The sequence below is a fragment of the Vibrio sp. B1-2 genome, assembly GCF_963888445.1.
Lineage (GTDB): Bacteria > Pseudomonadota > Gammaproteobacteria > Enterobacterales > Vibrionaceae > Vibrio > Vibrio anguillarum.
Genome location: NZ_CAWPJH010000002.1, coordinates 1 through 20,792, shown reverse-complemented (window position 1 = coordinate 20,792; position 20,792 = coordinate 1). Strand labels below are relative to the sequence as shown.

Annotated in this window: 24 protein-coding genes and 2 pseudogenes; 17 read left to right on the top strand and 9 right to left on the bottom strand. The window is 40.8% G+C overall.

The annotated features are described in order from the left end of the window. Positions 1-335: 335 nt before the first annotated feature. From AACQ75_RS00760 to AACQ75_RS00730, 7 genes are all read left to right on the top strand, one after another. Positions 336-1,145 carry a hypothetical protein gene (locus AACQ75_RS00760; protein ID WP_157724334.1) on the top strand — a complete coding sequence of 270 codons (810 nt, stop codon included), beginning with the start codon at positions 336-338 and terminating at the stop codon, positions 1,143-1,145. A 1,182-nt stretch (positions 1,146-2,327) separates the two neighbouring features. Then, complete coding sequence (locus tag AACQ75_RS00755) at positions 2,328-3,200, top strand: hypothetical protein (RefSeq protein WP_094168088.1); 873 nt, start codon at positions 2,328-2,330, stop codon at positions 3,198-3,200. 135 nt (positions 3,201-3,335) lie between these two features. Further along, a complete protein-coding gene (locus AACQ75_RS00750) occupies positions 3,336-4,019 on the top strand; it encodes a hypothetical protein (RefSeq protein ID WP_170889249.1) in 684 nt (227 codons plus the stop codon). Positions 4,020-4,622: 603 nt separating this feature from the next. Continuing rightward, positions 4,623-5,321, top strand: a complete 699-nt coding sequence (locus tag AACQ75_RS00745; protein ID WP_170889248.1) for a hypothetical protein — start codon at positions 4,623-4,625, stop codon at positions 5,319-5,321. Between the two features lie 92 nt (positions 5,322-5,413). Next, positions 5,414-5,911: a GNAT family N-acetyltransferase gene (locus AACQ75_RS00740; RefSeq protein WP_170889247.1), complete on the top strand. Its 498-nt coding sequence runs from the start codon at positions 5,414-5,416 to the stop codon at positions 5,909-5,911. 157 nt (positions 5,912-6,068) lie between these two features. After that, on the top strand, positions 6,069-6,614 hold the full coding sequence (locus AACQ75_RS00735) for a hypothetical protein (protein ID WP_088733287.1): 546 nt from the start codon (positions 6,069-6,071) through the stop codon (positions 6,612-6,614). Positions 6,615-6,917: 303 nt separating this feature from the next. Then, the gene (locus AACQ75_RS00730) at positions 6,918-7,457 is read left to right on the top strand and encodes a hypothetical protein (protein WP_141192818.1); all 540 of its coding nucleotides are present in this window, start codon (positions 6,918-6,920) and stop codon (positions 7,455-7,457) included. 141 nt (positions 7,458-7,598) lie between these two features. Here the strand turns inward: AACQ75_RS00730 and AACQ75_RS00725 are convergent, their stop codons facing one another. Together AACQ75_RS00725 and AACQ75_RS00720 are read right to left on the bottom strand one after the other, a co-directional pair. Next, positions 7,599-7,877: a type II toxin-antitoxin system RelE/ParE family toxin gene (locus AACQ75_RS00725; protein ID WP_010320663.1), complete on the bottom strand. Its 279-nt coding sequence runs from the start codon at positions 7,875-7,877 to the stop codon at positions 7,599-7,601. Beyond that, positions 7,874-8,158, bottom strand: a complete 285-nt coding sequence (locus AACQ75_RS00720) for a type II toxin-antitoxin system RelB/DinJ family antitoxin (protein WP_017040620.1) — start codon at positions 8,156-8,158, stop codon at positions 7,874-7,876. The genes AACQ75_RS00725 and AACQ75_RS00720 overlap by 4 nt, the downstream gene beginning before the upstream one ends. Positions 8,159-8,949: 791 nt before the next feature. On the opposite strand from AACQ75_RS00720, the gene AACQ75_RS00715 reads away from it, so the two are divergent. The 5 genes from AACQ75_RS00715 to AACQ75_RS00695 all read left to right on the top strand — a co-directional run bounded on the left by AACQ75_RS00715 (position 8,950) and on the right by AACQ75_RS00695 (position 13,069). Next, a complete protein-coding gene (locus tag AACQ75_RS00715) occupies positions 8,950-9,240 on the top strand; it encodes a hypothetical protein (RefSeq protein ID WP_094132845.1) in 291 nt (96 codons plus the stop codon). Positions 9,241-9,245: 5 nt separating this feature from the next. After that, complete coding sequence (locus AACQ75_RS00710) at positions 9,246-9,614, top strand: MotA/TolQ/ExbB proton channel family protein (RefSeq protein ID WP_170889246.1); 369 nt, start codon at positions 9,246-9,248, stop codon at positions 9,612-9,614. A gap of 718 nt (positions 9,615-10,332) precedes the next feature. Then, positions 10,333-11,220 (top strand): hypothetical protein, encoded by an 888-nt coding sequence (locus AACQ75_RS00705; RefSeq protein ID WP_170889245.1) that lies wholly within the window; start codon positions 10,333-10,335, stop codon positions 11,218-11,220. A 284-nt stretch (positions 11,221-11,504) separates the two neighbouring features. Beyond that, positions 11,505-12,140 (top strand): CatB-related O-acetyltransferase, encoded by a 636-nt coding sequence (locus tag AACQ75_RS00700; RefSeq protein ID WP_170889244.1) that lies wholly within the window; start codon positions 11,505-11,507, stop codon positions 12,138-12,140. A gap of 152 nt (positions 12,141-12,292) precedes the next feature. After that, positions 12,293-13,069, top strand: coding sequence for an HNH endonuclease (locus tag AACQ75_RS00695; protein WP_170889243.1), 777 nt, complete (start codon positions 12,293-12,295; stop codon positions 13,067-13,069). A 643-nt stretch (positions 13,070-13,712) separates the two neighbouring features. Here the strand turns inward: AACQ75_RS00695 and AACQ75_RS00690 are convergent. Both AACQ75_RS00690 and AACQ75_RS00685 read right to left on the bottom strand, forming a co-directional pair. Continuing rightward, positions 13,713-14,030 (bottom strand): CcdB family protein, encoded by a 318-nt coding sequence (locus AACQ75_RS00690; RefSeq protein ID WP_170889242.1) that lies wholly within the window; start codon positions 14,028-14,030, stop codon positions 13,713-13,715. Beyond that, on the bottom strand, positions 14,030-14,275 hold the full coding sequence (locus AACQ75_RS00685) for a type II toxin-antitoxin system CcdA family antitoxin (RefSeq protein WP_061051371.1): 246 nt from the start codon (positions 14,273-14,275) through the stop codon (positions 14,030-14,032). The genes AACQ75_RS00690 and AACQ75_RS00685 overlap by 1 nt, the downstream gene beginning before the upstream one ends. Before the next feature lie 194 nt (positions 14,276-14,469). Between AACQ75_RS00685 and AACQ75_RS00680 the strand changes: the two genes are divergently transcribed. Beyond that, positions 14,470-14,952 carry an AAA family ATPase gene (locus tag AACQ75_RS00680; protein WP_170889241.1) on the top strand — a complete coding sequence of 161 codons (483 nt, stop codon included), beginning with the start codon at positions 14,470-14,472 and terminating at the stop codon, positions 14,950-14,952. 1,086 nt (positions 14,953-16,038) lie between these two features. On the opposite strand, the gene AACQ75_RS00675 is transcribed toward AACQ75_RS00680, so the two are convergent. Together AACQ75_RS00675 and AACQ75_RS00670 are read right to left on the bottom strand one after the other, a co-directional pair. Beyond that, the gene (locus tag AACQ75_RS00675; protein WP_017044325.1) at positions 16,039-16,329 is read right to left on the bottom strand and encodes a type II toxin-antitoxin system RelE/ParE family toxin; all 291 of its coding nucleotides are present in this window, start codon (positions 16,327-16,329) and stop codon (positions 16,039-16,041) included. After that, positions 16,322-16,543 carry a TA system antitoxin ParD family protein gene (locus tag AACQ75_RS00670; protein ID WP_017044326.1) on the bottom strand — a complete coding sequence of 74 codons (222 nt, stop codon included), beginning with the start codon at positions 16,541-16,543 and terminating at the stop codon, positions 16,322-16,324. The genes AACQ75_RS00675 and AACQ75_RS00670 overlap by 8 nt, the downstream gene beginning before the upstream one ends. Positions 16,544-17,288: 745 nt before the next feature. On the opposite strand from AACQ75_RS00670, the gene AACQ75_RS00665 reads away from it, so the two are divergent. Both AACQ75_RS00665 and AACQ75_RS00660 read left to right on the top strand, forming a co-directional pair. Continuing rightward, positions 17,289-17,786 (top strand): GNAT family N-acetyltransferase, encoded by a 498-nt coding sequence (locus AACQ75_RS00665; protein WP_170889240.1) that lies wholly within the window; start codon positions 17,289-17,291, stop codon positions 17,784-17,786. 150 nt (positions 17,787-17,936) lie between these two features. Further along, positions 17,937-18,491: a sugar O-acetyltransferase gene (locus AACQ75_RS00660; protein WP_170889239.1), complete on the top strand. Its 555-nt coding sequence runs from the start codon at positions 17,937-17,939 to the stop codon at positions 18,489-18,491. Positions 18,492-18,626: 135 nt separating this feature from the next. Here AACQ75_RS00660 and AACQ75_RS00655 read toward each other — a convergent pair whose 3' ends face one another. Then, entirely contained in the window at positions 18,627-18,926 is a 300-nt protein-coding gene (locus tag AACQ75_RS00655) for a type II toxin-antitoxin system RelE/ParE family toxin (protein WP_019282621.1), read from the bottom strand. Next, on the bottom strand, positions 18,923-19,165 hold the full coding sequence (locus AACQ75_RS00650) for a type II toxin-antitoxin system ParD family antitoxin (RefSeq protein WP_017045414.1): 243 nt from the start codon (positions 19,163-19,165) through the stop codon (positions 18,923-18,925). The genes AACQ75_RS00655 and AACQ75_RS00650 overlap by 4 nt, the downstream gene beginning before the upstream one ends. 185 nt (positions 19,166-19,350) lie before the next feature. Here AACQ75_RS00650 and AACQ75_RS00645 point away from each other — a divergent pair, with 185 nt between their 5' ends. Further along, positions 19,351-19,806 (top strand): GNAT family N-acetyltransferase, encoded by a 456-nt coding sequence (locus AACQ75_RS00645; protein ID WP_026028949.1) that lies wholly within the window; start codon positions 19,351-19,353, stop codon positions 19,804-19,806. 229 nt (positions 19,807-20,035) lie between these two features. Further along, positions 20,036-20,113 (top strand): annotated as a pseudogene (locus tag AACQ75_RS00640) (DUF3297 family protein); the annotation flags it as partial. A 609-nt stretch (positions 20,114-20,722) separates the two neighbouring features. Here AACQ75_RS00640 and AACQ75_RS00635 read toward each other — a convergent pair. Further along, positions 20,723-20,792 (bottom strand): annotated as a pseudogene (locus AACQ75_RS00635) (type II toxin-antitoxin system RelE/ParE family toxin); the annotation flags it as partial.

Here is a 20,792-nt window from a genome sequence, read left to right as displayed (position 1 = left end):
GGTTTACTCAAGCCGTAAAACAGGCAAGGTTCTTTGTTTGCCTCAATCATTTTTAGCGTTGGCTTGCTGCCAATTCAGCGGGCGCAAAGTGTGGAAAGGGCAAGGTTATCGAGCGTTTTGTACTTGCTGAAGTTTTCGCTCGTTGAGTTTTCCTGACACAAACGCTTGGTTTGTTGCTGAAAGGTGGACTTTGTTTTGGCGGCTTATTTATCATGGCTCTTACTTGGTTGGATTCTTGAATCACTCAACCATTGCAATTGTGGTTTTTGGTCGTGTAAAGTCAGTTTATCTTATTGAATTTGCATAACAAGCGGTTAAAGAGGGACTGCCAACACGTGGCGGTTTTTGTTCAAATCGGCCTTTGTGATTACGGCTGTTATTTTGAGTTCAGTGTTTTGCGTTGTCAGCCCCTTAACCGGGCGTTAAGCAGAAAATCGGAATCGGTGGCAGTAATGGAAATAAAAAAGAAAAGTGAAAGTGGTACACCGTGGTACCCCGTTTCAATAGAAAGGCTTGATGGATTACTATCGAATGCGATCTGCACCAATGATGCATATGAGCACACATATGCTCTGAGGCGTAACATTGCGTACAATCTTCAATACATCGAATTTCAACTGAAAGTTATAGAGGATATTAAACTCAGCTCGGTTCTCTACACACAAACAGTTAAGTCCATCTTGCTGGTTGGTTGTAGCGTTATCGAATCAATCCTTCATTACGTTTTGATTGTTAATGGTGTCCACTCTACTACGGAGTGGAAGGAAAAAGCAGTATTTAAAGGCAATCAGAAAAAGTACGAAGGCGAGCAAGTAAGAGTCGATACAGTTATTTATTCTAAGCTAGATCAGCCAGTGCTGAAGCACATGACGTTTGATGCAATGATTAAGAGTGCGAAATCCAAAAACATCTTCGGAAAAGAGCCTCTAATCTATGAGAAATTGAATGAGTTAAGGACTCTTCGAAACAAGGTTCATTTGCAAGTCATTAATACACCAACGGACACTGACTGGAATTCATTCAATTCCTCCGATCTATCAGATATCTCAGTTGTACTCTACGAAGTATTTAGTAGTGAACTGTTTAATTTGTCCGAAAGCCAACAAGGGTGTTTTGAGTATTTGCGTCGTAACTTTTCTGCTTAACAAACGGCTCAAGAGGGATTGCCAACGCGTGGCGGCTTTAGTGCAAAATTGAAGTTCAGTGTTTACAGTGGTTTTTTGAGTTCGGCGGTGCGTTGTCAACCCCTTAGCCGGCGTTATGCAACTCAGGTAAATTTAGGGGCTCAATCGTTTGGGATTTCTCCGGCCATTCGTTTTGTGTTGTTGGCAAATGAGGATTTTCACTCTCAAATTCGTGGCTAACTCAAACCGTAAAACAGGCAAGATTCTTTGTTTGCCTCAATCGGTTTTAGTGCTGGCGTGTTGTGAATTTAGCGGGTGCAAAGTGTAGAAAGGGCAAGTTTATCGAGCATTTTGTACTTGCTGAAGTTTTAGCTCGTTGAGTTTTCCTGATTCAAAAGCTTGGTTTGTTGCTGAAAGGTGGACTTTGTTTTGGCGGTTCATCTATCACGGCTCTTGCTTGGGTTGATTCTTGAATCACTCAACCATTGCAATTGTGGCTTTTGGTTGTGTAAAGTCAGTTTATCTCATTGAATTTGCATAACAAACGGCTCAAGAGGGATTGCCAACGCTTGGCGGTTTTAGTGAAAAATTGCAGTTCAGTGTTTACAGTGTGTTTTTTGAGTTCGGCGGTGCGTTGTCAGCCCCTTAACCGGGCGTTATGCAACTCAGGTAAAATTAGGGGTTCAATCTTGTGGGATTTCTCCGGCCATTCGTTTTGTGTTGTCGGCAAATGAGCATTTTTACCCTAAAATTCGTGGTTTACTCAAGCCGTAAAACAGGCAAGGTTCTTTGTTTGCCTCAATGAGTTTTAGCGTTGGCGCGTTGTAAATTCAGTGGGCACAAAGTGTGGAAAGGGCAAGTTTATCGAGCATTTTGTACTTGCTGAAGTTTTCGCTCGTTGAGTTTTCCCTGACACAAAAGCTTGGTTTGGTGCTGAAAGGTGGACTTTGTTTTGGCTGCTCATTTATCACAGTTCTTGCTTGGGTTGATTCTTTAATCACTCAACCATTGCAATTGTGGCTTTTGGTCGTGTAAATTCAGTTTATCTCATTGAATTTGCCTAACAAACGGCTCAAGAGGGATTGCCAACGCTTGGCGACTTTAGTGCAAAATTGAAGTTCAGTGTTTACGGTGTGTTTTTTAAGTTCGGTGGTGCGTTGTCAACCCCTTAGCCGGGCGTTAGGCTAATAAGGAGAAAGCCGATTGATTTTTGGAGAAATAGAGTCATTTTTGTCTTTGGTTGAAAGAGTAATTAAGCCTTTTAGAAAGTACAACAATTTACCTAAAGAGCTACTGTCTACTCGTTTAGTTAGTGTTTTTGAAGCTCACGGAGTTCATAGAAACCAAATTTCTCAAGTTATTGGGCACAATTTAAGTCTTCATGACGTTAGTACTGATGAACGACTTCTTGAGAAACTCAATGATGATATTTTAGCGTCAACATGCCAGCTTTTTGGTGTAAACAGAGATTGGCTGGACGGCGCGTCCGAAAAGGTTTATCCGACATATGATTTTTATAAGCATCCGCAACAATTTAATGAATTTCTTTCTGAGCTATTAGCAAAATGTGGGCATGATAACCTTGATGGTGTGTTGTTAGCACTCGATAAAATCGACCGAGGAGCAGAAAGCGTGCTTATATTGCAAGAAACTCTAGGATTGATAAATGACAAGCCGTATTACCGCTATTATCTCTGCAATGGTTGGGTTTTCTCTTATTGGAAATCAAGAGGTTACTTAGCTGCAAGCATTGCGATATGTTGGAAAAATAAGGTTTATGTCAGAGGACAGTATTTAGATAAATCCACGGTTGTTAACTATGCCAGTGGGAAAGCCCTATTAAGCTTTGGTGAAAGTGGAATACACTCTATTAATGGCATTCCGTGGTATGCAGAAGATTTAGCCGAAGATCCCGCAACATACTTGAGAAATGTTGATCCTGAAGAAAATAAGTTCGGCTTAAGTTCAGCATTATCCCTTTGGTTCCAGTTACATAATCAAGGTTATCTAGATACGGGCTTTCCTGATAGTGGCGTGCTTAAAAAGTTTAATGAGGCACGTAAAAAATTAGCCTAACAAACGGCTCAAGAGGGATTGCCAACGCGTGGCGACTTTAGTGCAAAATTGAAGTTTAGTGTTTACAGTGTGTTTTTTGAGTTCGGTGGTGCGTTGTCAACCCCTTAGCCGGGCGTTATGTGTATCGGAGAAAGTATGAAGTCCATTAGGAAAACTCTAATATCTCAACGTTTGAGTTGGTATGAAACTATCGACTCTACTTTCTTATCCCTGAGTAAAGAAAGTAGGCTGAAAATTAATCGAAAAGAAGAGTTGCTTCACGAGGAAAAAGATAAATTACTTGATATTTATTATAACGGTGCGGCTACTGAAGAGATCGAAAATCGAGTAATCGACATCGATGTTGAAATTGAGCATATAAAAAATGAGATAGAATCTCTCCTAGAAATGGAGGTTATCTATATTTACAAGTCTTATGAGTATAACCTCAAGCAAATACTAACACTCGCTTTCCAAGACACCAGCCCAAAAAACGCTTCTCATTGGGGCAATGTGGTAAAATTTCTCGACAAAAAAGGCGTCGACGTAATGTCTTGTTCTGGATTTCAGGAATTTATAGAGTTCAAAAAACTGAATAATGAAATAAAGCATGAGGCATTTGCTCAAAGCAAAAGCTTAAATGCACTTGGTTGTGTGATTAAAGAAGACTTTGAAAACTATGTATCAAATAGCAAGGCTAGCATCGAAGCTTTCCTTCAAGATCTTAATCGCAAAGTAAAGGTTGTGCTTGCAAATGATGACTCTCCTTATATGAATGAAGTATTAGAAGGTATTGAAGTCCTAAAATACTATGCTGCGAGTGGAAAAAGATACACATAACAAAGCGTTTAAGACAGATTCGCAACGCTTGGCATTTTCAGTCCAAGTGAAATTTTGTGTTTAAAGCACAACGGTTTAGGACAGGTGGTCGCGTTGCTCACTACTTAACGCGGCGTTAGGCAAAGTGAGTTTTTATCAGCTAAATCGAGTTGAAATTGAACGGTAAATTCCATGTTCTCATGGCTGAACTTAAGCAATAAATAATCATCACATATTTGTTGTTTCTTGATCGCGTTGGGTTACTTTTCGCTGTGAATTCATCGGCAAAATAACCTTCGGCATTCAAACGTCCGCCGAGCATGCTACGCTCGTCACTTTTCTTCCAAATCGCTCAATTTGAGTTTTTTGTTTCTTTGCTGATTCAGCATTTTGGTTTATAAATGAATCGGTTAGTTTGTTTCAAGTTTACAAAAAAGCTCGTTCTTTGGTTTTGAAAGTCTCGGTGTCAATTGGTTGGCCTAACAAACGGCTCAAGAGGGATTGCCAACGCGTGGCGGCTTTAGTACAAAATTGAAGTTCAGTGTTTACAGTGTGTTTTTTGAGTTCGGCTATGCGTTGTCAACCCCTTAGCCGGGCGTTAGGTTTAAGTTCAAAGGATTGTTTATGAGCAAGGTATTTGGAGTTATTTCTTTAGCAGTAGTGGTATCATTCTTTTTTTTAGTAAGTGTTGCTGGTGAAAACAGTCGGGCAGACGAGATTATAGGTGAATTATTCATCAAGCTTAAGAATGAAGACTTCACAAGTGAATGCATTAAGATTGTTGCTGGTAACGACCAAGACTTCGATTCACACTGTGATCAAGATATGTTTATTTTCACTGTTAGCTTGCTGAAGAGATTTGATTTACTTAATAGTAGCAATTTTTCCATCAATCTCAAAAAAGAAAATTATTGGTTCCCTTTTATCAATAATCAAGGGATAAGGGTTAGCTTAAATCTGTCGCAAACTGAGAAAAGTAGTTTTTTTAAGCTATCAAATGACCTCGACTATGTAACAGATCTATTTGTGATCAAACGGACAGGTTTTAAGTGGAAGATAGATTCAATTACTATAAATGAACCCGAGCTAGCGAAAATTTTCAACGACACTAGGAAGCAAATCGATTTCAAAAAGTACCTTGTCCAGTTAGATTCTGGCTATCAGCTAAATGAAATAATCATACATGAAGGGGAATTTACTGATATTGATAGGCTATTACTTAAATTCAGTGTAGAAAAACTGCTCAAGTACTTCGAGTCCCAAAAACCTAACAAACGGCTCAAGAGGGATGGACAACGCGTGGCGGCTTTAGTGCAAAATTGAAATTCAGTGTTTACAGTGTGTTTTTAAAGTTCGGCGGTGCGTTGTCAACCCCTTAGCCGGGCGTTATGCATTTTTTTAGGAAAAGAGGAACTATGGTTGTTGAAGTCAGGCGAGCAGAGCCATCAGATGCTAAAGCGATAAAAGGAATTTATGAGTGCCCAAATGCCTATACTGGCACATTACAACTTCCGCTTCCATCCTCAGATATGTGGGAAAAACGTTTCCAGAATATTCCAGAGCACGTTTATGCGTATGTGGCAGTAGTGGACGGTGAAGTAGTAGGTAATTTGGGCTTTGAGCTATGTACCAATCCGAGACGACGTCACGTAGGTACATTCGGTATGGGCGTTAAAGACGATGCTCAAGGTTTAGGTGTTGGTAGTGCTTTACTGAAAACGGTTATCGATTTAGCGGATAACTGGCTGAATTTGAAACGAATCGAATTGACGGTCTATGTGGACAATGAACGAGCGATCAATTTGTACAAGAAGTTCGGTTTTGAAATTGAAAGTGAGTCGAAAGCTTATGCGTTCAGAAATGGTAGCTACGTTGACGTTTACCATATGGCTCGCGTTGTGGCACATGCATAACAAACGCTTCAAGAGGGACAGCCAACGCGTGGTATTTTTACTATGCGTTGGTTTTGGTGATTACGGTGTTATGCGGTAAGTTGGTAGTAGCGTTGTCTGCCCCTTAAGCGGGCGTTATATTCCACAAGCTGATCGGTGAACTTTTTAAGGACAAAGGATGAAATATATTGAAATTCCCAAGTATCTTCATGAGGTCTTTGGTGAAAAGCAATCTTTAATTGAAATTACTTGTACGGCAATATTTGCCTTATTTGGTAGTTTTCTAATTTATTTTCAGTTTTATCGTCCTATAGCCCATGAAAATGGTTGGTTGACAGCGTTAGGTTTCATTCTAATTGCTGATGTGTTGGCTGGATGTATTGCAAATTTTAGCCGAGGCACAAATAAGTTTTACGCAGAAAGGAGCAAGGGACGCTTTCTTTTTATTGCTATACATATTCATATCTTAGCGATAGCGTGGCTTCTTTCTGCACCCTTAGAGTATGCGTTTCTAATCTGGGCCTACACAATAATATCTGCCTTAGTGGTAAATGCTTTAAAGGACAATCGTATCCAACTGTTCATTTCTGCAAATCTAATGTGTAGTGGTTTGTTATTACTTATGTTTTTACCGTTACCCACTTGGTTCTTAATCACCAGCACGTTCTTTTTGATTAAAGTCATGTTTAGTTTCGCCGTGGATCATTATGGCAATCAGGGTTAGATATGTAGCCTATCATGGTTAAGTGAATCGAATATAACAAACGGCTCAAGAGGGATTGCCAACGCGTGGCGGCTTTAGTGCAGAATTGAAGTTCAGCGTTTACAGGGTGTTTTTTGAGTTCGGTGGTGCGTTGTCAACCCCTTAGCCGGGCGTTAGGGCTCAGCAACTTTCAACTAGGTTAGTTAACGATATATGTTAAGAAAACAAATAAAAAAGTGTGTGATCTGTAGGGAGCAAATCCGAAACGATTCTAGTAAATGTAAACATTGTGGTTCATATCAGTCAAAGAGAATGCGAGTTGCAGTGTTTTTATCCCCTATGGTGTCAAGTTGTGTTGCCGTATTAGCTTTACTTGTTTCCCTTTGGCCGCGTATAGACGATGTTCTTTTTGATAAAAAGGCTGATTTAGTCATTGAGGTGTTGACCGTTGAAAATGGGGTTGCGCAACTTTTGGTTCGTAATGAGGGAAACAAGACCGGAGTTCTCAGCGGTTTGGGGGTTGACTTTGTAATGACAAATGAAAAAGCCTGTAAAAGTATGAAAGTTGATTTTGATGACAGTCGTATTGTAAAAGCAGGTGAAGAAAAGATAGTAAAAACTAGGCATAATTCGCACTTACCTTCACTTTCAATGTTTACTCCGCTTACTAAAGTAGAACGAAGTAAGCTCGAATCACTAGACAAAGCCGAACCAACGCTTTTGAACTGGTTTGAAGGGCTACATCTGAAATCGCGAGAGTTCACTACAGTTTGCAACATCTCTATCAGCTCAATATCATCCAATACCAATATTTCGATAGGAAATCATAGTTTCAACTGTAACTATGTTGATGAGGAAGCATAGCCCTAACAAACTGTTTAAGAGTGATTCGCAACGCGTGGCATTTTTACTATGCGTTGGTTTTTGTGTTTAAGGTGGTATGTGGGTGCTTCGGTATTGCGTTGCTCACACCTTAACAGGGCGTTAGTTGCCCACCGACTACAATCAATCGGTAGGGAATTTCTGCTTCTGGTGTAGAACTCGCATTATGCGAATAATTGAACCTTCTACCCAGTACGAAACGATCATTGAGATTTCAGGAATAATGAGTAATCGTCCTCGAATTCCATCCCGTTGAACACCCATCAATGGTTGTTCGAGTAAGTTTTCTACTTTAGCCTCAATAATGTCATCAGTTTTTTCAGCCGCATCAGGGTTAAAGTCATAAAGAAACTCGAAGATCTTCTCACGATCATTTAGCGATTCTTCTTCCCATAAAATCATTGCTGGCCTCGATTACGAATTTTGGCCTTTCGTTCAGCCATTCGTGCTTTAGCTGAATTATGTTCAACAAATGAAGATTTTCCTGAGTCAAACTTCTCAAATGCTAGGTTTATTTGTTCAGTTAACCAAGCGTCATGAGATAATGTCTTTCTTTGTTGCTCAGCCATTTGTTCAGTAAGTTCACGGCAAGCGTCGCTGAGTGTGCGACCTTGGCTCTCAGCCATTTGTTGGGCTAAACGTTTAATTTCGTCATCAACACGAAATTGAATTCTAGTGTCCATGAGTAGCTCCCTAAGTTTGCGTGTGTACAAATGTTAGCACTAGAGTCGAGCAAGGGCAACTAACAAACGGCTCAAGAGGGATTGCCAACGCGTGGCGGCTTTTGTGCAAAATTGAAGCTCAGCGTTTACGGTGTGTTTTTTGAGTCCGGCGGTGCGTTGTCAACCCCTTAGCCGGGCGTTAGGTGTCAATTGATGGAGTGTCAATTCAAGGAGAGAATATGAAGTGTCCGTATTGCGGTGTGAGAGTTAGCTACTTTAAAGTATGGAAAATTAGTCGTTGGAAAAACCATGTCTGTCTAAATTGCGGTGGTGAATCTAGCACAACGACAGGCAATGTTGTCTTGATGGTGGCTTGTGTATTGGTGCCTCTATTTTCGATAGACATGTTGTTTTCGAGCCTGCAACAACCGTTGCACCGAGGCCTGTATCTTGCTCTGGCAATATTATTATCTTACGTAGCCCATAGATATATTGGGAAGCTTCAAGAAAGTAAGCAACAAAACACCTAACAAACGCTTCAAGAGGGACAGCCAACGCGCGGCATTTTTATCATGCGTTAGTTTTTGTGATTCCGGTGTTATGCGGAAGCTTGGTAGTAGCGTTGGTTGCCCCTTAACCGGGCGTTAACTGCTCTACATTTCTCCAAGTCACTGACATTTACTTCGGTAACTTATAATGCAACTTGTTGCTCTTTGTGATCTTTGTTCAGGTTTGTGTTTGTTGAACTGCTTGTTCAGCATAATTTCTTTTAGCATTAGAGCTAATTTGATAGCCCACAGGATGAGGTTTAAATGTCATCGTCATTAATTTCAACTGCTGCTGAGCAGATTTATGGCAGAGTTTCAGGTAAAAGAGATGCTAATCGATTATATAAAGTGTTGGTTCCCGAGCTTCATGAGGCTTTAGAAAGAGGTACAGCTTTAAGCGATCCTCAGGTGATAAGATTAGTTGCGGCAATAAGTGAGTTACCGGCTTCAGGAGCTAGGCAACGTAATTTTATAAATCGTTATATGAAAGATAGAGACTCAATGCTTAGGTTACCTCGTAATCCTGACAGTCTTATGTACGGCTATTGGTGGTGATTAATATGGTCAATAAGTTAATAAAAATTATATATCTCGCAGCAACCTTTCTGATTGTCAATGAATTAACTTCACTTGATGATCCGTTACAATTTATTGATTTAAGCAGCCTATTAATTGTAGCTATACCAACATTATTGGCTGGCGGAATTGGATGGTTAACATCTAAAAGTTCGGCTCTATCTTGTTCTTTTTATACTTCTATATTCAGCGGAGTTCTTGGCTTAATCATGGGCTTAGTTCAAACATTTTCTAATTCAAATGGAGATGCTACAGCCATTCATGTAGGTATCAGTGTCGCTCTTTTACCACTATTCTATGGTGTATCTATAGGTTTATTTTTACTACCATTTTATATTGTTGGTAGAAAATAGACTTTCAAAGCCCGAACAAAGTTGCACATATGCAGTTAACAAACGCTTCAAGAGGGACAGCCAACGCGTAGCATTTTTACTATGCGTTGGTTTTCGTGATTACGGTGTTATGCGGAAGCTTAGTAGTAGCGTTGTCTGCCCCTTAAGCGGGCGTTATGCAACTCAGGTAAATTTAGGGGCTCAATCTTTTGGGATTTCTCCGGCCATTCGTTTTGTGTTGTCGGCAAATGAGCTTTTTACCCTCAGATTCGTGGTTAACTCAAACCGTAAAACAGGCAAGGTTCTTTGCTTGCCTCAATGAGTTTTTGGCGCTGGTTTGTTGTCAATTCAGCGTGCGCAAAGTGTGGAAAGTGCAAGTTTATCGAGCGTTTTGCACTTGCTGAATTTTTCGCCCGTTGAACTTGTCTGTTCCAAAAGCTTGGTTTGTTGCTGAAGGGTGAACTTTGTTTTGGCGACTTATTTATCATGGCTCTGGTTTGGGTTGGTTCTTGAATCACTCAACCATTGCAATTGTGGTTTTTGGTCGTGTAAAGTGGTTTTATCTCATTGAATTTGCATAACAAACGGTTAAAGAGGGACTGCCAACGTGTGGCGGTTTTTGTTCAAATCGGCCTTTGTGATTACGGTTGTTATTTTGAGTTCAGTGTTTTGCGTTGTCAGCCCCTTAACCGGGCGTTAGGGCTCTCGAACACGTTGAACAATAAAGCAAGGATTGAATATGGAAGAAAAACCGAATTATACAGAAGATGCAGTATCTATAGCTATAGCAACAAATTTGGCCGTTTTAAGCTTCCCATTCTCTAGGTTTTCTGTTGTTCCTATTTCTCGAAAGAAAGAACGTTGGCTTGGTGCCGACGCTAGGTTGTTATCAAGTTCAAAGTTCTTGCCTTTCTATATGCAATTTAAAAGACCTTTTGCCCATACAACCCCAAGTAGAGCAAAGATAATTAAGGATCGTGAGTCGTTAGAACCACCGCTTTCAACTTCGCCTAGAACTTTATTTTTTGATCTACAAGACAAGCAACCAAAACACAGAGACTATCAGCATAATGTTCTATTTAGGCTCCATAAAAGATTACGCTCTAGAGGTATTGGCGATGCGGCATATGTATGTCCACTTTTTTTGGATCGTCAGACGTATTTTTATGCATCACATATGTCTGGGATTAAGAGTTGGTTGCGAAACTGGCCAGCTTATCCTTTTAGGAGTAACTTGGTTCAAATTAACAGTAAATCATGTGCACCAATTAGTGAAACTATCCCAGTGCTAGCTGAGCATATATCTATACCTCCACATAAGCTAGTCACCGATGCAAAACATAAATACAGTTTTACCGAGAGTGGGAGTGAAGTTTGCTTCCATTCTTCACCAGAGTCATTGACTGAGGGCGAATACTCCTTTTCTTCTTGGCTGGAAAACATGATTTTAAGTTCTGATTTACAAGGAAATAGCTTGTATTTTGATGATAGTTTAGACTTTCTCAAGGAGTTGGTAAGTGAAGTACTGGGCAATAAAAATAATGTTTTTAAACCTTCGGAGTTTGAATCAGGTGAACAAGCATGGTTTGCTTGGGGGCATTTCCTTAAAGAGCAATATGGTATTTAACAATATGGGATATTGATAAGAAAGCCCTAACAAACGCTTCAAGATGGACAGACAACGCGCGGCATTTTTATTATGCGTTGGTTTTCAGTGGTTAAGGTGCTATGCGGAAAGTTAGTAGTAGCGTTGTCTGCCCCTTAAGCGGGCGTTATGTGCTATCATTCGCGCCTTTCAATTAACGGTGTTTTTTATGAAACTTATTCCTCTTTTAAAGCAGCCACGCATTCACTGACGGCATAGTGTTATTTCAATAATTCTTATTATTTAACATTAGCTTGAGGTTTAGTATGCACAAAAAGCATTGGTCAAAATTTCAGTTACTCCATGAGGTAGTAACTAACCCTAATATTTCTATCAAAGGCACACATAGTTATTACAGTGACTGCTGGGACAATGGATTTGAGGAATCTGTTGTTCGGTATCTTCATGGTGATGAAGTGAGTCGTGAATGGGAACCTAGGTGGGAAATCGATAAACTCCATATTGGTGATTACGTTTGCATCGGCGCAGAGGCAGTTATCTTAATGGGTGGTAATCATACCCATAGGGTGGATTGGTTCTGTTTATATCCATTTATGGACTACATTGATGAAGCGTATAGAGGCAAAGGTGATACCTTTATCCATGATGGTGCATGGCTTGGGATGAGGTCAATGGTTATGCCTGGTGTGACAATCGGAGAAGGAGCCATAGTTGCTGCAAATAGCGTGGTAACTAAAGATGTTGCCCCTTATAGTGTTGTTGGTGGCACGCCTGCCAAATTAGTCAAATATCGCTTTGACGAATCGGTAATTGCCGAACTGTTGAAAATGCAAATCTATGGTTGGCCCACAGAGAAGTTTGAAGCCTTAAAGCGATATCTATGTGCATCAGACATTCAACAACTAAAGAGCGCAGCAGCAGCTTACGATGTTGAAAAATAGCACATAACAAACGCTTCAAGAGGGACAGCCAACGCGCGGCATTTTTACTATGCGTTGGTTTTTTTGGTTACGGTGTTATGCGGAAGCTTGGTAATGGCGTTGGCTGCCCCTTAACCGGGCGTTAAGCCTCATAATGAGAATAGGAGTACTTTGTGAAAGAAATTAATGATAATGAACTAAAGCTCTTAAAATATCTCATTGAAATCTGCCAGCGAGGTAAAGTTATTGCCGGTGATCCTCGCACTTACGTTTCATACGGGGAAGTACTAGAAAAAATGGGCTTTCCTAATGACGGTAGAACTGTTGGAGACAGCTTAAATAAACATGCAATGGGAGGGCTAGCTCATTGGCTAGCAAAGGAGGACTTACCAGCAATTACAGGTTTAATTATTTACAGTTTGAAGAGTACACAAAGACCTGGTATGCCAGCGGAGACATATTTTACTTTTCATGGGCGTGAAGACATGGATTTTGCTTGGCATAAGCAACAAATACAAATAGCTTGCGATTGTAATTGGGTTGATGAGTTGAATCGAAGAAATATTGATATTGACAATGAATTTTCTTATGCAGATGAAATTACTGAACCTACATCAGTCGTCGAAGGAAGCAAAAAAACTATAACTGTCAATGCATACGAGCGTTCAACATTTGCAAGAAATGAATGTATTAGACTTAAAGGCGATAGTTGTATTGTATGTGGATTTAACTTTGGAAAATTCTATGGGGAAAAAGCTGAAGGGTTTATTCACGTTCATCATTTGGTGCCACTTCATGAAATAAATGAAGAGTATGAGGTTGATCCAGAGAAGCATTTAGTTCCTGTATGTCCTAATTGTCATGCAATGTTGCACCGGAAAGACGCTCCTTCGATTGAAAAATTAAGAGATGAAATTAACTTTCAAACTATCTTAAATCGGGGGAAATAAGGCTTAACAAACAATTTAAGAGTGATTCGGCACGCGTGGCATTTTTACTATGCGTTGGTTTTAGTGATTTAGGTGGTATGCGGGAGCATTGGTATTGCGTGCCTCACACCTTAATTGGGCGTTGTGCAACTCAGGTAAATTTAGGGTTTCAATCTTTTAGGATTTCTCCGGCCATTCGTTTGGTATTGTCGGCAAATGAGCTTTTTTACCCTCAAATTCGTGGTTAACTTAAACCGTAAAACAGGCAAAGTTCTTTATTTGCCTCAATCAGTTTTAGCTTTGGCTTGTTGTCAATTTAGCGTGCGCAAAGTGTGGAAAGGGCAAGTTATTCGATCATTTCGCATTTGTTGAAAGTCTTGCCGGTTGAGTTTGTCTGGTTCAAAAGCTTGGGTTGTTGTTGAAAGGTGGGCTTTGTTTTGGCGGCTTATTTATCACGGCTCTTGCTTGGGCTGGTTCTTGAATCACTCAACCATTGCAATCGTGGCTTTTGATCGAGTAAAGTCAGTTTATCTTATTGAATTTGCATAACAAACGGCTCAAGAGGGATTGTCAACGCGTGGCGGCTTTAGTACAAAATTAAAGTTCAGTGTTTACGGTGTGTTTTTTGAGTTCGGTGGTGCGTTGTCAACCCCTTAGCCGGGCGTTATATGCCAGTAATCAGAAAGTCGATAGCAGCAATAATCTCATTTCTAAAAGTGCTCAACTCATTCACAGGATCACGCAGGATTTTAGTTGGAACACTCGCCATTTGATGAGTTAGGATTATGAAGTCGCCTTCATCAATGTGGATCACTGGGCACAGGTGGGTAGGGGCTTTCTTCTCTAACATTTCAACCGGTGTTAATGGAATCACCAGTCGGGTATTCAGCGTATCAAGCATTTCACTTTGAACATCAACAAAGTATGGGTAAGCGGTAGCAGTGCTTTTATCGTTATTTTGGTATAGTGAAAATTGTGACATTAGAATACTCGGTAAGAATCGGAAAACAGGCCGTGATTTTCTGTTAGTTCATTGCAAGCGCTAATAGCATCTGCATTTTGCTCTAACCACTCAGTTTTACGGCGTTGTTTAACTTCTTTTTCAAGAGCTTTTTCCATTGTTGCAGAGAGGTTTATGTTTAATCGCTTAGCTTCAGCGAGTAGTTCGCTGTTTAAGCTTAAGTTTGCAGCCTTTTTGGGTGCTTGCGTACTATATGAGTTTCTCATGATAATTACCTATGCGTATTTTTAGTGCGCATTAAGTATAGGTGCACGAAAGGCATATAACAAACAATTTAAGAGTGATTCCCCACGCTTGGCATTTTTGGTTTGGGTTTAGTTTAGTGTTTACGGCGTCCAAGTTGAGTGCAGTGGTAGCGTGGCTCACCCCTTAATTGGGCGTTATAAGCTAAAGAGGAATTATGACCAAGATCTATTTCGTGTGTGGGTTTATTGGTTCTGGTAAAACGACCTATTCCAAAGAGCTTGCAGATAAACATGGCGCTTTTCGTTTCTCCATTGATGAATGGATATATGGCGAGCATATGGAGCGTGAAGTCTTTGATAGTCGTTTGGCTACACTTCAAGAGTTGTTTAAAGATTCTGCTCTTCAACTCTTTTCTCTCGGTGTACCAGTTATTTTCGACTTTGGCTTTTGGCGAAGAGCAGACCGAGATGCTTTTACTGATTGGGCATCGAAAGTGGGTGTTGATAGTGAAGTTCATTATCTCGATGTTTCATTTGAAACTTGCAAACAGAGGGCGTTTGATCGCAATTCAGATTTAAGTGGCAAGTCGTACGAAATGACACCTGAAATGTTAGCGTTGTTCTGGTCTTGGTTTGAAATCCCAGCTTCAAATGAAAATGTTGTTTGGGTGCATAGGGATACTCAACCACGCTTATAACAAACGGTTCAAGAGGGACTGCCAACGCGTGGCGGTTTTTGTCCAAATCGGCATGTGTGATTACGGTGGTTATTTTAGGTTCAGTGGTTTGCGTTGTCAGCCCCTTAACCGGGCGTTATGCAACTCAGGTAAATTTAGGGGCTCAATCTTTTGGGATTTCTCCGGCCATTCGTTTTGTGTTGCCGGCAAATGAGCACTTTTACCCTCAGATTCGTGGTTCACTCAAACCCTAAAACAGGCAAGGTTCTTTGTTTGCCTCAATCAGTTTTAGCGCTGGCGTGTTGTGAATCTTGCGGGCGCAAAGTGTGGAAAGGGCAAGTTTATCGAGCGTTTTACAGTTGCTGAAAGTCTTGCTTGTTGAGTTTGTCTCATTCAAAAGCTTGGTTTGTTGTTGAACAGTGGACTTTGTTTTGGTGGCTTATTTATCTCGGCTCCTACTTGGGTTGGTTCTTGAATCACTCAACCATTGCAATTGTGGCTTTTGGTCGTGTAAAGTCAGTTTATCTCATTGAATTTGCATAACAAACGGCTCAAGAGGGATTGCCAACGCGTGGCGGTTTTAGTGCAAAATTGCAGTTCAGTGTTTACTGTGTGTTTTTTGAGTCTGGCGGTGCGTTGTCAACCCCTTAGCCGGGCGTTAGGCAAAGTGAGTTTTTATCGGCTAAATCGAGTTGAAATTGAACGGTAAATTCCATGTTCTCACGCCTGGACTTAAGCAATAAATCGTCATCACATATTTGTTGTTTCTTGATCGCGTTGGGTTGTTTAGCGTTGTGAATTCAGCGGCAAAATAACCTTCAGCATCCAAACGTCCGCCGAGAATGCTACGCTCGTCACTTTTCTTCCAAATCGCTCAATTTGAGTTTTCTTGTTTCTTTGCTGATTTAGGGTTTTGGTTTATAAATGAATCGGTTATTTGGTTTTAACAGTGTTGGTGCCAATTGGTTGGCCTAACAAACGGCTCAAGAGGGATTGCCAACGCATGGCGACTTTGGTGCAAAATTGAAGTTCAGTGTTTAAAGTATGTTTTTTGAGTTCTGCGGTGCGTTGTCAACCCCTTAGCCGGGCGTTATGATTCACCCGGATTCAGTAAAACATCTTGATATCTCGGTAAAAATTTTCATGCGCGCCTAGGGCGATGAGTTCAAGAGTTACCGTCCCATCTTGATAGCTATAGCCAAGAAGAGTGAGTTGCTTAACCATTTTGAATTTATAAACACGGAGAAAGGACAAATCTCCTTTTTTCTGCTCGCCTAAAAGCGGATCTTCGATAAGTGCTTTGACCGCATTGTCCAGATCCACTTTCTGATTTTGGTGGAGTTTTTTAACGGTTTTCTTGAATGATGGCGTTTGAAGAACCTGTGTAATATTAGCCAAAGTTGTATGCCTCAAGTTTTCCGGCTTCTTTTTCAGCTTTAGCTATAATTGCTTGTCGAACAAATTCATAAGGTAAATCTGGGTTATCTTCCATCATTTCCCCAATTTTAGCCCAGTGTTCAATTTGTTTTGGTGTAGTGCGATTCAATGCTTTGGCCATGATAGCGGCTTTATCTACGAGATCTTGATCAAGGCGTATGCTAGCGGTAGACATAATGTGCTCCTTCATTTAAAGTTTTAATAATTGTAGCGTGGCGCTACGAAGGTAGCAAGATGAATCATAACAAACGGCTCAAGAGGGATTGCCAACGCGTGGCGGCTTTAGTGCAAAATTGAAGTTCAGTGTTTAAGGTGTGTTTTTTTAGTTCGGCAGTGCGTTGTCAACCCTTTAGCCGGGCGTTAGGTGCTCACGAATAAACTATACCGCTCAAAAGGCTTCTGATCGGTATTTTGTTTTTAACAGAGCTTTAGCGCTGGTTTTGCTACTTTCCACCAGTTTTTAGTAGTTTTATTGCTCGTATTACCTTTTCAAAGGTAACTAAAGCTAACAAAAATAGTTCGGTATATTCACGCATTTGGCTTCTCCTTCTTTGGCTTTGGTTCGATATTATGAACTAAGCCTTTATTTGTTAAATTGACATAAATTTATTTAAAATCAACGGGTTATGATTTTCGCCTGGCGTTTGCTGGTAAATTGCTGGATTACTTGGCAAATTTGCTGGCATTTACTGGCTTAAAAAAATAAATTATTTTAAAACTAATGAAAATCAGGCTTTGGTGGGGATTTTGGGCGGTGATGTCAAAAACGCACCTAACAAACAATTTAAGAGGGATTCCCAACGCCTGGCATTTTTGCATCTACTTCAATTTTAGTGGTTACGGTACAATGCTTTAGGTTGGGTGGTAGCGTTGCTCACCCCTTAATTGGGCGTTATGCATTTTTTAGGAGAAGAGGAACTATGGTTGTTGAAGTCAGGCGAGCAGAGCCATCAGATGCTAAAGCGATAAAAGGAATTTATGAGTGCCCAAATGCGTACACTGGCACATTACAAATTCCGCTTCCATCCTCCGATATGTGGGAAAAACGTTTCCAGACTATTCCAGATCATGTTTATGCATATGTGGCACTAGTGGACGGTGAAGTAGTAGGTAATTTGGGCTTTGAGCTATGTACCAATCCGAGACGACGTCACGTAGGTACATTCGGTATGGGCGTTAAAGACGATGCTCAAGGTTTAGGTGTTGGTAGTGCTTTACTGAAAACGGTTATCGATTTAGCGGATAACTGGCTGAATTTGAAACGAATCGAATTGACGGTCTATGTGGACAACGAACGAGCGATCAATTTGTACAAGAAGTTCGGTTTTGAAATTGAAGGTGAGTCGAAAGCTTATGCGTTCAGAAATGGTAGCTACGTTGACGTTTACCATATGGCTCGCGTTTTGGCACATGCATAACAAACGCTTCAAGAGGGACTTCCAACGCGTGGCATTTTTACTGTGCGTTGGTTTTTGTGGTTACGGTATTATGCGGAAACTTGGTAGCAGCGTTGTCAGCCCCTTAAGCGGGCGTTATGAGCAGCATTAAAATTTAGAACTGAGTTATATATGACAGAAAGAGAAAAAATGCTCTCTGGTGAGTATTACGATCCGAGTGACGCTGAGCTCGTCAAGTTGCGTCTTGAGGCTCGTTTACTCACAGAGAAGCTAAATCAAACTAGTGTAAGTTGCCCAGATAAAAGAACAGAGATAGTCAAATCCTTGTTGGGTTCTACAGGAAATAGCATTCACATTGAATCGACTTTCAACTGCGATTACGGGCTGAATATACACGTTGGTGAGAATTTCTATGCCAATTTTGGCTGTGTCATTTTGGACGTAGCGGAAGTTCGTATTGGTGAAAACTGTTTTATAGCACCACAGGTCGGAATCTATACGGCAACTCATCCAATCGATCCGATTCAGAGAAATAGTGGGTTAGAGTTTGCAAAGCCAATCAGAATAGGTAACAACTGTTGGATTGGTGGTCATGCAACGATCAACCCTGGAGTGACGTTAGGTGACAATGTTGTTGTTGCCTCGGGAGCCGTTGTGACAAAAAGCTTTGGTAGCGATGTTGTCATTGGTGGCAACCCAGCACGAGTGTTAAAAGCAATCGAGTAACCTTTAGCTAGCTGCTCATAACAAACGCTTCAAGAGGGACAGCCAACGCGTGGCATTTTTACTATGCGTTGGTTTTTGTGGTTACGGTGTTATGCGGAAAGTTGGTAGTAGCGTTGGCTGCCCCTTAAGCGGGCGTTATGCGCCAAAGATTGGATTTACATCCATACTCTTATGCAAGATTCTTATGATCTGGATGTTTTGGCTACCAATTTGTTGATAAAAAATAACATGGCTTCCTTGTGGGAATTTTCGGTAGCCATCTCTGATTTCATCACAAGTTTTACCGATATCAGGATTTTCAGCGAGTAGCCAAAATGATTCATCGAATTGTTTGAGATAAATATTTCGTTGCTCGCGGCCCCACCTGCGAGAGGTAAATAAGGCAATATCTTTTAAATCGGATTTTGCCTTGTTGGTTAGTTGGAATGGTTTCATTTTCTTTCTTCGCTATCTAGTTCACTGATAAACGAATCGAGGTCATAATCAGCCATACCACTTTCTTCACCTTCAACGAGCAGTTGTCGTAAAGTGTTCATTTTCGTTTCTTGTGTTTCGAGTAAACGTAGAGCGGAACGAATTACTTCACTTGCTGAGCCATAGCGTCCACTTTGGATTTGGCTACTAATGAAACCATCAAAGTGGTCGCCGAGAGTGATGCTAGTATTTTTAGCCATTGTAATCTCCTAATACCAAATAGTACCTAATTATGGTATTAACTTGAGGTAATCGCAAGTGGCGCATAACAAACTGTTTAAGAGTGATTCGCAACGCGTGGCATTTTTACTATGCGTTGTGTTTGGTGTTTAAGGCGGTATGCGGAAAGTGAGTAGTAGCGTTGGCTGCTCCTTAAGCGGGCGTTATGAGGCATATGGATATTCAGCTAATACAAATAGAAAGTGATGAATTTGAAAGTCTGTTTTCTATTGTGAAACAGGGACTTTATTCGCATGTTGATGCCGTCTTTGGTTGGTGTGATGAGTTTCAGGTCAATCGTTTACAAAGTGACTATGAGCCGCATTGGTTTCACTGGGTTTACCTGCATGAGACGCGAGTTGGAATGCTATGCTTCAAGCCTTACGATAATGCAATTCATGTACATTTACTCATTGTGTTCCCAGAATTTCAAAATCAAAAATTGGGTGAAAGCGTCATGAATATGATTCACAAAATAGCGCGAGATCAAGGGCGTAGTCACGTAACCTTATCAAGCTTCACTAGAAATGAGTCAGCGGTAAGGTTTTACAAATCTCTCGGCTATAAGGTGACTGAATGCGATGAAAATTTCCTTTCTTTGTCGCTTCAAGTTGCCTCATAACAATCAATTTAAGAGGGATTCTCAACGCTTGGCATTTTTGCGTCTACTTCAAATTTAGTGTTTATGGCACAATGCGTTAGGTTGGGTGGTAGCGTTGCTCACCCCTTAATTGGGCGTTATATGTCATCTAGTTCTGCGTTCTATACCGCATATGAAATAGCATCTTTACCATGTTGAGCGGTCGGCTTGTATTGTCTACAATAGCGCACTTTTTTACATATTTTAGGTTATGAATATGAACGACACTACAGCTAAACCCGCTTTGCCGGATCACCTTGCTGGTAATCCTCGCAGTCCACACTATGTGGGCGTTAGCTGAGGTTAAGAAAAGCCATAAAATGAAGCGCTTATTTTTCTTAGTCTGAGGCTCTAGCTTTACACCTGAAAGTCAGCACTTTTCCATGTATCTCGCCAGTGGCACTGTTCGTGAAGTGTTTGAACTAACCGAAGCCTTCTTACGGGAAGTGGTGTGTTTGTTTATTTCTTTGGTGTGGCTTCTTTGGTTTTGAGGCTCTTTCGCGCTTAAATGGATTTTGCGCACTTGGTTGCTGGCTTCTTCGAAAGAATTCTTTGTAAATTTAAGTCTTAGAGGCTCGTCAGTTTTCCTGTTATTTCTTCTTTGCCAAGTGCTTTTCGTGGATTAGGTTTTAGTTTCTCAGTTGTCCGTTTTACTTTGTCGCTTGAAAGCAATAATGTGTTTTGAATTAGGCCGTTGGGTAGTAAATCTCCAGCTAAAGTGCAGCAGCTAACAAGCGGCTCAAGAGGGATTGCCAACGCGTGGCGACTTTAGTGCAAAATTGAAGTTCAGTGTTTATAGTGTGTTTTTTGAGTCTGGCAGTGCGTTGTCAACCCCTTAGCCGGGCGTTAGTTTACCAATCAAGATTGCACCCTAACTCAATACGCTAGGGTGTGATAATTATCGCAGATGGTTTTGTGGCAATTGAGATTGTCCAAGGACTGCAACGACCAAAATAAAGCTGTCTTCC